The following is an 11,788-nucleotide window of genomic DNA, read 5'->3' on the forward strand; positions in this document are numbered from 1 at the left end:
CAGATTTGGCGGACGGACCAGCCTTGTAAGACTAGGTCCATCACGGCCCGGTAATCAGTCACGATCGGACTCCTCTGATGATGCCGCGTGTCCTTTTGCCACGCGGTCAGAAGAATCTTCTCCTAAAGCGTTACTCGATACTCACCATTGCGTTACTGGATAGTCACCACGGTGTTACTAGATACCCCCGCGCAACAAATAGTGTAGATTCAATGACTACCCCCTTGATGCCGCTGCTACCCCCCCCGCGCCCCAGTGTCAAGATCCACCAGGCAAGAAGGTGACTGCAACCTGCCCATATAAGTTTCCATTACAAATGTCCTAATAGTTTTTCTTCTTCTATGTGATATAAGTCACTGGGGGTACTTAACCTCGCTTTTTCACACCCCAGAGAGCGTTGACACTTCAACCCCTTCCATCTACTTAGATTTCTAAGTAGAGTGAGCGTCATGGAAGCACTCTCAATCACCGAAGCCAACCGCCGAGGCATCTCAGGCCTCGTTCGGTCAGCAGAAGCGGGCCCCTCAGTCAGCCTCTCACGCCAAGGGCGTATCGTCGCTGAGATTGTTTCGGCCCAGGAGATTGAGTCGCTACGCAAGGACCGCGACGATCTCGCAGACTCACTTCTTGCTCTCTCGCGATTCATCACCGACACAGGAAAACGGACAGAGCTGGATGATGCCATTGCAGATCTAGGCTTCAACCGCACTGAGCTAGAAGCCGAGCTCAACTTGGAGACGGCTCTCGAAAAACCCGGCGATTCCATCTGATTGCGATGACAGGCCGAGAAGCTGTTGCACGAGTTCGCCTTACTGATGATGCGGTCGACGATCTCCTGCGCCTGAAACGCAAAGACCCGCAGATAGTCCGTGCAGTGTTGAAGAAAATGCTTCTTCTGGAGCGCTCCCCCAAAGCTGGCGAACCACTTTTAGGTTCCTTAGTCGGGTTCAGGAAACTCGTGGTAGGCAACCGTGATTACCGAATCATCTGGCGTGAAACGAGGGATCTGGACCAGACTCCCGTACTCGTCATCGCTGAAGTCTGGGCAGCTGGCGCCCGAGCTGACAGCGAAATCTACAAAGAAATGAATGCCCGCCTCGAGCGCGCTACATCCGTTGGGCATCCGGCTGCCCATGAGCTCGCCGCTGTCCTGAAAAGGCTCGGCAAACGCTACTTCGACCTCGCCCCCAACGAAGAACCAAAGTCAACCACGCAACTTCCTGGCTGGCTGGTCGAAGCTCTGCGCGCCAACCTGCAGCTTAGCTGCGACGAACTAAGCGCCCTGACCCAAGACGAGGCGCAGCGGCTACTCGCCGAGTACTGGTCACGCGGCTAGCCCGGAGCTACCCGCGCACCTCGTCGGCGGAGACAACCCCCTGGTACTGCCACCCGATCACCGCGTTGCGGACGGAGTCCTGGAACGGGTTGGCGGGCTGGATGCAGGTGATGGTCAGGAGCCGGCCAGGCATGGGGCCGGTGCCCCAGATGTCGGCGGACTGGGAGAGGCCTTCCTTCTCGGGTTCGTGGAGGTCGGTGGCCTGGTATTTCAGCCAGGTGTCGCCGGAGGCTTCGGTGCGTAGGTAGAGGGGGTCGCCGGGGGAGATGGTGTGGGTTTGGGAGGAGGCGTCGTAAAGCTTGTCGAAGACGGCGGGCACACCCGCAGCCGCGTGACCTGCGATGACCACGATGTCTTCGGATGCGGAGCCGGGCAGCGAGTAGGGCTTGTTGTCGGCGGTGAAGATGCAGGCGTCGCCGAGGGAAGCCGGGTCGATCGCGCCGTTCTTCAGGCGACACACCCCGTCTTCGAAGTTCGCGCGCACGCCGATGGTCGGGATGATCATCTCAAGCGGCCGCGATTTCTCCACGGAAGCGCCGGTCTCGGCGGTGGGTGCAGAGGCGGGTGCGGAGTACGCGAATTCTTGCCGCGCTTTCATTTCGCGGTCGTGCTCGCTGGGCACGAAGAAGCGAATGAACAGGACAACCAGGACAACCAAGACCCAAAATGCGCTCCAGCGGCGCCGCTTGTACACGTGCGCCGGCTGCGGTTTGAAACGCCTTTCCGCGGGCGGTGGCGCCACCTGCACGCGCGGCTTGCGCCCTCGGGACTGTCCTGACATGAAGCAAACTTTACATCTAGAATGTCGCCATGCGTTCAGTACAGGTCACAGATGTTCCCAACGATGCACAGCTTATCGACGTCCGCGAGCCCGACGAGTTCTCCACCACCCACGCCGCCGGCGCCGTGAACCTCCCCCTGTCCAACCTTGCCGCTCTGACGGACAAGATCGACTTTTCCCAGGATGTGTACGTAATTTGCCAGGCCGGCGGGCGTTCCGCCGAGGCGACGCAGTACCTCTCTGAGGTGCACGACGGCACCATCATCAACGTTGCCGGCGGCACCCAGGCGTGGGTCGAGGCCGGCCTGCCCACGGAGTAGGCCAGCCGTCGGGCAATACCAACCGTGGGCATGCCCCACTACTGCTAAATTGGGGTTATGTCTAAATCTCTCGACCTTCCCGCTGCGCTGCTCCAGTCCCCGTCGTTCCAGATTGAACGGGTCCGCCGCGCAACGAAGGACGAGGTTGAGACCACCCTCGCCACCCGCGGCACCACCATGCGTGAGTTCTGGGTGCTCACCTGCACCCTCTATCACGCAGCGAGCCAGACACAGCTGTCGGAGCTCCTCGGCGTCGACGCTTCCGACATGGTCCGCCTCATCGATTCCCTAGAGAAGCAAGGCTGGGTCACCCGCGAGCGCGACCCGAAGGATCGTCGCCGCCAGCTAGTCACCCCCACCAAGAAGGGGAAGAAGGTGCAGGGTGAACTCGCCGTCCTCGTGGAGAAGGCCGAGGACAGAGCGTTTGACGACGCCACCACCAAACAACTCAAGCACCTCCGCAAACTCACCCGCGCCATCATGGAAACGGACTAATCCCCAACGCGAAACCGCCCACTCCCCTCCCCGAATTTTCCGGGGCGAGAGCAGGCGGTTGCGTTCTAACTGGATTAAACCAGCTGACGGCGGCCGTACATGAACACCGCTGCACCCATGATGGATGCAATCACCAGGCCAATCAGGCCCTTAGCGATAGCGTTGTTACCGGTCGCTGCACCAACACCACGGTCGGTGGCAGCGTTGTTCTGCGCTGCGCTGTTCTCCGCAGCCTGAGCAGCGATCTCGTTGCCGTGCTTAGCCAGGATCTCGGTGGTCTTGGCCTCGTCCTCAGCGGTCGGGGTCTTGTCGGCGCGGTCTGCCGGCACGAGCACCGGGTTGCCCTGGGCATTCTTCACGACGCTGTACACAATGCCACCAATCGTCAGCAGCGGCAGCGTTGCGAGTGCGGTAGCAGCAGCAATCGCAGCAGCCTCATCGTCCTTCTCAACCGGCTTCACGTTGGACTCGTAGCCATCAATCGGCTTATTAGTACGGAGCTGGGTCACATTCACGCCGTTTGCATCAAAGATGAAGAAGCCTGGCTGGTACTTCGCCTGCACATTGCCCTCGGCATCCTTAACAACGTCGCCTTCCTTGAGCTCAACCTTCCCCTGGACAGGAGCGTTCTCCTCAGTAGCGGGCTGGTTCTCTTCGGCGCCCGTCTGGCCTTCGGTACCTGGCTGGCCCTCAGTACCCTCGGCCACGGGATTGAGGTGGGAGTTCTCGCCAACCACAGGTGCTGGCTGCTCGTCCTGAGCGAAGGCAGACGGAGCAACAGCGAAAGTCAGTGCACCAGCGGTGGCAAGAGCGATAGCGGTCTTGTTGAAGCGCTTCATTAATCAATCTCCTATGGGGGCTTGGGGAAGAAAAAGATACTGAAGCAACATGGCTCAGACTCAAAAGTCTCAACCACTACTTCAGGGTCACTTCAACAATAGACCTTCTTCACTTAATTCACAACAGTCACATGCGTAACAATTGCGTTTTTTCAAATTTCAGCTCAGTGGAGGCATCCGGAGGAGACATTCCGGAGAGATAGAAGAGACCTTCCGGAGAGATATAGGTCAAATTGAGCTGCGGACAAATTTGTCCACTACAGAGAGGTAAAGGCTGCGACCTGCAGAGAAGCTGCACATAGAAGCGGACGCACTGTGCGTCCGCTCGTTTTCAGGTCAAACAGGCTGGCCAAAGGCCTAACGGATCACAAGCGGACAGAATTGTCCGCACGCCAAAACACCCATATATGCGCGGAGAGCGATCAGCCCGAGGCGAGGCAGCGCGGCGAGGCGAGAAAAGGCTCGCTTAGCAGGGAAACTAGGCGAAGGAGTCCTTGATTGAGGTGATTGTTGCTGGGTTGCCGGCGGCACAGGTGATGGCGATGGTGAGAGCGTCGTCGAGGGTTCCTTCGGCGGCGGCGAAGCCGGAGGAAACGGCGTCGGTGGCAGGCAAGGAGGCGCCGGTCATGAGCATGGTCCGGGCGCGGGCGCCGCCGAGGAGGGCAGTCATGGAATCGGCGAGATCCTTATCCACTGTGACGCCCATGCGGGCGACGGGGATCGCGAAGTAAGCGGACGGGGCAACGACGCGGATATCGCAGGCGGAGGCGAGCATTGCGCCGGCGCCAATGGCTGGGCCGTTGATGTAAGCAACGACGGCAATGGGGAGGGTGCGGATCTGCGAGATGAGTTCAACCAGCGCGGGATAAATGTCCTCGGGATTTCCCTCCGAGAGATCTGCACCGGCACTGAAGCAGGAGCCAGCGCCGGTGAGGAGGATGGCGGAAGGGCTGGCGGAAGGGCTGGAGGAGGGGGTGGAGGAGGTGAAGGAGGGGTGGGAGAGGGCGTCGATAAGCTCTCTGAGCAGTGAGCTGCTGAGTGCGTTGCGTTTTGCGTCGCGGTCGATGGTGAGCTGCGCGATGCCCTCTGCGGGCCAGGTGATGGCTACGGACATTCTTCGATCGTAAACGCTGGCCCGCGCGCGCACCAGCGTTTAGCGCAGACCGAGCTGCTTCATCAGCGGCCCACCGAAGACGTGGAACAGCGCGGCAAGAACGGCCAGGCCACCAACAAGACCACCGATGATGGCGCCGATCGTCTTCCCAGGGAGAGTCGAACCCTCAGGCTTCTTGGGATCTTCCGGCCGGTCGGGCTGGTTTGGCTCGTTCGGCTGCTCGGGCTGCTCAGTCTCTCCCGGCTTCGGCGGGCGCGGGCGCGACGGGGTCGGCGGGGTGTAATCACCCTTGTGCAGCATGCGGAGGCTGTAGTGCTCGATGTAGTCGCCGCGGGACTCGTCGACGGTCGGGGTGTAGTAAAGCCCTTTCTCGCGGACGATGAGGTCGCCGTGGTGCAGGTTGGACACCTCACGGCCGTTCGGGACCGCAGCTTCACGCTTTACCTCGAAGGTCTCGGGGTCGAACCAAACGAGTTTTCCAGTCTGGCCGTTGATGACCACGGGCGTGCCGTCAGCCTCGAACCCGCCGAGACCCCAGCCCTTGTATCCCTCCATGAAGCCGACCTTGGTCTTCTGCTTGATGTCACGGTCGGCATAAACGAGCGACTGGATGTCGCCGAAGGCGTTGGCTCGGATGATGCGCGAACCGTTGGTGGTCACGGCGTCCAGCTGCTTGTGCGTCGGCGTGTAGGAGCCCGGCATGACCTTGGCTACGTCGGCGCCTTTAGCGGTCGGGTCGATGGAGATCAGCATGTTCTTGTAGCTCGATCCCCCGTCCGCGAACGTGATGTCGGCGCGGGATGCGTAGACGAAGGTGCCGTCATCCATCGGCATGAGTTCGCGGATGTTGTTGAGGTCGAAGGAGGAGCGGTACGCGCTGTCCGAGTAGGCGTGCAGGCCTTGTTCAACCTCGGTGAGCTCCTTGGATACCGGCTTGTACAGGCCTTCCGAAGTCGGCAGCGCTCGGGCCTCAGCTTCACCGCCACTCACGGTGATAAGCTGCGCGAAGGGCTCGACCTGACCGGGAGCCTTGGCGTCTTGCGCGATAGCCACGACCTTGCCGGTCTTCGGGTGCGCGCCGGTGGCGAGGATCTCGCCGTTCGCCTCGTACACGGTCTTGGCTTCACCGAATCCGTCCTCGGTGATCGGCAGCGCCTTGAGCTCCTTGGAGCCTTCTTCGGCGTAGTAGAAGGTAGAGGTCTTGGCATCGTAGGCACCGGTGCCGCGCTTGGAGGCGTTGGTTTCGAAGGCGGCGAGCTGCCTTAGGTCTTCGCTGAGCAGGTAGATGCCCTTGCCAGCAGCGGAGGCGAGGACGTTCTTGCCCAGATCGAAGATTCGGGTGACGGCACTGTCGTACGGCACCGGGGAGTCCCAGGACGTCGGGTGGGCACGCAGGGCATTCGGGTCAGTGATGTCCGCACCGTCGCCCTGATAGCTGAAGTCGACGGGGTCCATGCCTTCGCCGACGTTGTAGAACTCGGACATCATCATGTTACCCTGCTCAGTCAGCGTCGCCGGAATCTCGGACCAGTTGATGGTGCCGTCCGCGTTGCGGAAGGTGCCGGACTGCGGGTACAGGTTGACCACGCGTACTGGCTTGCCGCCGCCGTTGTAATAGGTGCCGGTCAGGTACTGGCGGGAGTTGACGGTGGCTTCGATGTAGGAGTCTTTGTCGTCGTCAAGCACGACCTTCGGATTGCTGAAGGTGAGGTCCAGGTCGCAGTTCGCCTTGAGTTTGTCCTCGTTTCCTTGGCAGTACTGCTTGTACTTCACGGTGCCTTTGAATTGGGCTTCGAGGCGCACTTCGTCGCGGTCGAAGTTCACATTCTCGAGGGGGAAGGAGAAACGCTGTGCGCTTGTGGACTTATCCTCAGTAGCCCCCTCCCCCACGAGCACCGGCCCACCGACGTAGTTGTTGAACGAGGCCCTGATGCCCCACAGCAGTGCACCGTTTTCCGCTGCCAGCGCCACCGGCATACCCGGCACAACCATCACGCTTGCAGCGACTGACGCCGCAATGACAGCGCCACGAACTTTCTTCACATCAACCTCCTGAAGTTAGGGTTACCTAATTTGCGGAGATGAAATTAGCCCACCCTTAGCTTTATCGTCAAAAATGACTAGACCTTTCGGCCGGTGCGCACCCCCGGATTACCCCGCACCCGTCGATAAGCACATGAAAAGCGCATGAAAAAGGGCCAAACACTCACGTGCTTGGCCCCTGAAAGCTAGAAGTTAGTCGCCGATCTGGTCGCGGCCACGCTTCACAATCAACGGATCGGGCTCGCCGACCACGCTGTGATCCTTGTTGGTGTACTCGAACTTGGACAGGATATAGCGCATCGCATTCAGGCGGGCGCGCTTCTTGTCGTTGGACTTAATGGTGATCCACGGGGACTCATCCGTGTCCGTGTAGCGGAACTGCTCTTCCTTCGCGCGGGTGTAGTCATCCCACTTATCCAGGGAGGCGAGGTCCATCGGCGACAGCTTCCACTGACGCACCGGGTCCACCTGACGGATAGCAAAGCGGGTGCGCTGCTCCTTCTTGGTCACGGAGAACCAGAACTTGGTCAAGGAGATACCGGAACCGAGGATCATGTTCTCCAACATGGGCACCTCACGCAGGAACTCTGCGTGCTGGGATTCAGTACAGAAGCCCATGACGCGCTCCACGCCGGAGCGGTTGTACCAGGAGCGGTCGAAGAAGACGATCTCGCCGCCCGCCGGGAAGTGCTCGATGTAGCGCTGGAAGTACCAGGAGGTGGACTCACGCGGCGACGGCTTCTCCAGTGCCACCGTGCGCGCACCACGCGGGTTGAGGTGCTCATTGAAGCGTTTGATGGTGCCACCCTTACCGGCAGCATCGCGGCCTTCAAAGATAATGATGTGGCGCTGGCCCGTGTCCTTGGTCCAGTTCTGCCACTTCAGCAGCTCAATTTGCAGCGCGCGCTTCGTCTTTTCGTATTCATCGCGCGTCATGCGCTCGTCATACGGGTAGTTCTCACGCCAGGTTTCAATCGGGGTACCGTCTGCCTGCAGCAGCACCGGGTCATCTTCATCAGAATCGTCGACGTAGTAGCCCTCGGTCTGGGTGAGGTCGATCATCGGCATATCGTCATCGTTGGCCATGCCTACCAGTGTAGTCGCGCATCGCCTCCCACGCCCCACTGCCGGTGCAAGGTCTACAGTTTTACTACCCCTAAAGTCTGCAACTCTCCCCCAAATGAAAAATCCCGCCGCACAAAGCGACGGGATTCATATGCTTGCTAGTGATCTAGCAAAGCTGGGCTCCTATTACGGGAGGAGCTTCAGCAGCGTGACGAGGCCCTCAGCGGACTTCACCAGCGGCATGATGAAGCCGAAGGTGGTCTCGATGATCTGGTTGAGGCCACCGGAGAAGGTGGAGGAATTGCCGATAAAGTCTGCGAAAGACATCTTTTCGTTCATTTTTTGACTCCTTATAGGTGAGTTAGTAGGTGGCTGAATTAGTTAGCTGGCTGTTCCGGCGCAGGCTTGGAAGAGGAGCCGGCGAACAGGTCCTTCAGCGTGCCAGCACCCTTAGCGAAGCCACCGTCACCCTGGCCCGGCTTCTCCTGGACCCACTTCAGGTAGTCCTTCCACTGAGCGAAGAACTCGGTCAGGCCACCGAGGAAGCCGTTCCAACCCTTGTTGGTGTTGATGAAGTTTTCGAGGTGCCAGATGATGTCTTTCACGTTCATGTGAAGAATCTCCTTGATCTAGAGAACCGGGGTTTAAGCCGGTTCATATTTCCGGGGGTTAAGACACCCCGATGGGCGTCACGGGAAGTAATAATGCCATAGATCCAACCACCTGCAAACACGCCAAATAGTTGCCGCGTCCAGCAGTTTAAAGCTTAAGCAAAATTAAGAAGTTGAACGAAAAGTGAAGTAAATCCACTTCAGCTGGTCTACCTGCGGTTTTAATACCTTGCAGGTTAATGAGAGAAATCGAGTTGCTGAATTGCGTAACACCCGCGAACCGGGGCTCGATAGTGCAATTTCCTCGGAGTTTTTCTTTTCCTGAGGTTTATCAACTACCCCATTCCGGGGGCATAAAGGAACTCGCGGAATGGCGGCGATAAAGCGTTGACCACTGCCCTAGCCCAGCCCTTATGTCCACGCACTCCCCCAGAAACGCCGAAACATGGATAGTCTCCGTCAACTACGCGTGGGCAGTCGGCGACGCTTAACAGAGGAACGGAAGGCGTGTCACCTAGAGACAGTATCTTGTGCGTATGACTAAGCGCCTATCTAAGGTTTTCCACTTGCCAGATCGCGTTCCCGTGTCTTCGATCTACATCGATGAATCTGGGACGCGGAATTCCTCTGGTGGATTCTTTGTCATCGGATTTCTTAAAGTCCGTGACCACCAACCTTTGGAGCGCGACATTCGACACCTGAGACAAAAGCATCAGCACTTCCAGGAGATCCATTTCGCCGACATCAGGAAGAACTCCGTGGAGTTTTATTCTGATGTTGTCGAGACACTGGCCGCCGCCGATGTTCGTGTAGGCGGATCGGTTTATGACTCTGTTTCAGCCTTTCAGCCGAACGAAGAAACATGGAAGCAACAGGCCACCATGGCGACACTCTTAACGATGGGCAACATCAACAAGGGAGAGGTTGTCAATGTTTTCCTCGATCTAGTCCAGACGCCAAAGAACGTTACTCTCGCACAAACCGTCCGGGATGAAGTTAATAGACGCCGCGGCGGGCGATGCGTAGCAGAAGCGTATGACTTGGATTCTCGGGCAAGTGACTTTCTGCAACTCGCTGATTTGATCGCAAGCTCGATCGCCTACGAGCGCCGCCACGGTCAACCCGACATAGGCGAACGCAGAACCCCCAAAGCTCGGGTTGCTGCCCGCTTAAGGCGCGCGCTTGAAATTGATGGGTTCCACGCTAAAAGGCGGTATAAACTAAGAAGCCCCAAGGGAATTGGGCTGGTTACCCACCACCCCGAAGGTCGGCTGTGATTAACTTCGCAGTACCGGAACGCGCATAGTGTTTGCGCCTACATACGTGAGTGGTCCTCCATCTCCTACGCGGGATGGGGGACCACTCTTTTATTAATCTCCCCCAGAAACGCCGAAACCGGCCGCCGCGCGGGGATGGTTAAGTGCGCGGGGGCCGGTTCGTCGGTAAGCGATAAGTGCTTACATCATGCCGCCCATGGCCTCCGGGTCCATGGCCGGGGCTGCGGGCTCCGGCTTCTGGGCCACGACTGCCTCGGTGGTGAGGAAGAGCGCGGCGATGGAGGCGGCGTTCTGGAGTGCGGAACGGGTGACCTTGGCCGGGTCGTTGATGCCGGCGGCCATCATGTCCACGTACTCACCGGTAGCGGCGTTGAGGCCCTGGCCGGTAGGCAGGTTAGCCACCTTGTCGGCGACGACACCCGGCTCCAGGCCAGCGTTGAGGGCGATCTGCTTGAGCGGGGCGGTGATGGCTTCGCGGACGATCTTGACACCGGTAGCCTCATCACCCTCGAGTCCAAGGTTGTCCTCGAGGGACTTAGCGGCCTGCAGGAGGGCCACGCCACCGCCGGCGACGATGCCTTCCTCAACAGCAGCCTTGGCGTTACGGACGGCGTCCTCGATGCGCAGCTTGCGCTCCTTGAGCTCGACCTCGGTAGCAGCGCCAACCTTGATCACAGCGACACCGCCGGCGAGCTTGGCCAGGCGCTCCTGGAGCTTCTCGCGGTCGTAGTCCGAATCAGAGTTCTCAATCTCAGCGCGGATCTGCTTGACGCGGCCCTCGATCTGAGCCTGGTCGCCAGCGCCCTGGACGATGGTGGTGTCTTCCTTCGTGATCACAACCTTGCGGGCCTGACCCAGCAGGGACAGGTCAGCGGTGTCCAGGCTCAGGCCGACCTCTTCAGAGATGACCTGGCCGCCAGTGAGGATCGCGATGTCCTGAAGCATTGCTTTACGACGATCACCGAAGCCCGGCGCCTTCACCGCAACAGACTTGAAGGTGCCACGGATCTTGTTCACCACGAGGGTGGACAGAGCCTCACCCTCAACATCCTCGGCGATGATCAGCAGCGGCTTGCCGGACTGCATGACCTGCTCCAGAACCTGGAGGAGGTCCTTGACGTTGGAAATCTTGCCGGAAACCAGCAGGATGTACGGGTCCTCCAGGACAGCCTCGCCGCGCTCCATGTCGGTGGCGAAGTAGGCGGAGATGTAGCCCTTGTCAAAGCGCATACCCTCGGTGACCTCAAGATCAACGCCGAAGGTGTTGGACTCCTCAACGGTAATGACGGACTCCTTGTTCACGGAGCCGTTGCCCACGGCGTACATTGCCTCGGCGATCTTCTTACCGATGTCCGGGTCAGACGCAGAAATACCAGCGGTGGAGGCGATCTCCTCCTCGGTCTCTACTTCCTTCGCGGTCTCCAGAAGAATCTGGGACACCTTGTCCGTCGCAGCCTGGATGCCGCGCTTGATGCCCATCGGGTTGGAGCCAGCAGCCACGTTGCGCAAGCCCTCACGCACGAGAGCCTGGGCGAGGACGGTAGCGGTGGTGGTGCCGTCACCGGCAACGTCATCAGTCTTCTTCGCTACCTCTTTAACGAGCTCCGCACCGATCTTCTCGTACGGATCTTCCAGCTCAATATCCTTAGCGATGGTCACACCATCGTTAGTGATCGCCGGCGCGCCCCAGGACTTCTCCAGGACCACGTTGCGGCCCTTCGGACCCAGGGTCACCTTCACAGCGTTGGCCAGGGTGTTCAGACCCTGCTCAAGGCTGCGGCGTGCTTCCTCATCGAATGCGATCATCTTTGCCATGTGAGTTTGTTGCTCCTCTTATATATAGGAAAGGCGACGCCACTCTCACGTCTAAAAGGTCCAAGCAGGCGCCCGCGACGGCACGGATGGTG

At 59.2% G+C, this 11,788-nt stretch carries 13 protein-coding genes; 5 read left to right on the forward strand and 8 right to left on the reverse strand.

Annotated elements, in window-relative coordinates; genetic code table 11:
- Positions 1–449: 449 nt before the first annotated feature.
- Positions 450–770, forward strand: coding sequence for a type II toxin-antitoxin system Phd/YefM family antitoxin (locus L8U60_RS08610; protein ID WP_269965963.1), 321 nt, complete (start codon positions 450–452; stop codon positions 768–770).
- 5 nt (positions 771–775) lie between these two features.
- Positions 776–1,336 carry a type II toxin-antitoxin system RelE family toxin gene (locus L8U60_RS08615; protein ID WP_269965964.1) on the forward strand — a complete coding sequence of 187 codons (561 nt, stop codon included), beginning with the start codon at positions 776–778 and terminating at the stop codon, positions 1,334–1,336.
- Between the two features lie 7 nt (positions 1,337–1,343).
- Here L8U60_RS08615 and L8U60_RS08620 read toward each other — a convergent pair whose 3' ends face one another.
- Positions 1,344–2,117 (reverse strand): sortase family protein, encoded by a 774-nt coding sequence (locus tag L8U60_RS08620; RefSeq protein WP_269965965.1) that lies wholly within the window; start codon positions 2,115–2,117, stop codon positions 1,344–1,346.
- 29 nt (positions 2,118–2,146) lie between these two features.
- On the opposite strand from L8U60_RS08620, the gene L8U60_RS08625 reads away from it, so the two are divergent.
- Positions 2,147–2,437 carry a rhodanese-like domain-containing protein gene (locus L8U60_RS08625; protein ID WP_269965966.1) on the forward strand — a complete coding sequence of 97 codons (291 nt, stop codon included), beginning with the start codon at positions 2,147–2,149 and terminating at the stop codon, positions 2,435–2,437.
- Positions 2,438–2,494: 57 nt separating this feature from the next.
- The gene (locus L8U60_RS08630; RefSeq protein WP_269965967.1) at positions 2,495–2,932 is read left to right on the forward strand and encodes a MarR family winged helix-turn-helix transcriptional regulator; all 438 of its coding nucleotides are present in this window, start codon (positions 2,495–2,497) and stop codon (positions 2,930–2,932) included.
- A 74-nt stretch (positions 2,933–3,006) separates the two neighbouring features.
- Here L8U60_RS08630 and L8U60_RS08635 read toward each other — a convergent pair whose 3' ends face one another.
- From L8U60_RS08635 to L8U60_RS08660, 6 genes are all read right to left on the reverse strand, one after another.
- Positions 3,007–3,771: a hypothetical protein gene (locus L8U60_RS08635; protein WP_269965968.1), complete on the reverse strand. Its 765-nt coding sequence runs from the start codon at positions 3,769–3,771 to the stop codon at positions 3,007–3,009.
- A 478-nt stretch (positions 3,772–4,249) separates the two neighbouring features.
- Entirely contained in the window at positions 4,250–4,885 is a 636-nt protein-coding gene (locus L8U60_RS08640; protein ID WP_269965969.1) for an enoyl-CoA hydratase-related protein, read from the reverse strand.
- 39 nt (positions 4,886–4,924) lie between these two features.
- On the reverse strand, positions 4,925–6,928 hold the full coding sequence (locus L8U60_RS08645; protein WP_269965970.1) for an HtaA domain-containing protein: 2,004 nt from the start codon (positions 6,926–6,928) through the stop codon (positions 4,925–4,927).
- Positions 6,929–7,120: 192 nt separating this feature from the next.
- The gene (ppk2, locus tag L8U60_RS08650) at positions 7,121–8,014 is read right to left on the reverse strand and encodes a polyphosphate kinase 2 (RefSeq protein WP_034662138.1); all 894 of its coding nucleotides are present in this window, start codon (positions 8,012–8,014) and stop codon (positions 7,121–7,123) included.
- 165 nt (positions 8,015–8,179) lie between these two features.
- Complete coding sequence (locus L8U60_RS08655) at positions 8,180–8,332, reverse strand: hypothetical protein (protein ID WP_269965971.1); 153 nt, start codon at positions 8,330–8,332, stop codon at positions 8,180–8,182.
- Between the two features lie 38 nt (positions 8,333–8,370).
- Positions 8,371–8,604: a hypothetical protein gene (locus L8U60_RS08660; RefSeq protein WP_269965972.1), complete on the reverse strand. Its 234-nt coding sequence runs from the start codon at positions 8,602–8,604 to the stop codon at positions 8,371–8,373.
- Between the two features lie 536 nt (positions 8,605–9,140).
- Between L8U60_RS08660 and L8U60_RS08665 the strand changes: the two genes are divergently transcribed.
- Positions 9,141–9,881: a DUF3800 domain-containing protein gene (locus L8U60_RS08665; protein WP_269965973.1), complete on the forward strand. Its 741-nt coding sequence runs from the start codon at positions 9,141–9,143 to the stop codon at positions 9,879–9,881.
- 180 nt (positions 9,882–10,061) lie between these two features.
- On the opposite strand, the gene groL is transcribed toward L8U60_RS08665, so the two are convergent.
- Positions 10,062–11,696, reverse strand: coding sequence for a chaperonin GroEL (gene groL / locus L8U60_RS08670; protein WP_269965974.1), 1,635 nt, complete (start codon positions 11,694–11,696; stop codon positions 10,062–10,064).
- Positions 11,697–11,788: the final 92 nt, after the last annotated feature.

The sequence above is a fragment of the Corynebacterium meitnerae genome (assembly GCF_027570075.1).
Taxonomy (GTDB): domain Bacteria; phylum Actinomycetota; class Actinomycetes; order Mycobacteriales; family Mycobacteriaceae; genus Corynebacterium; species Corynebacterium meitnerae.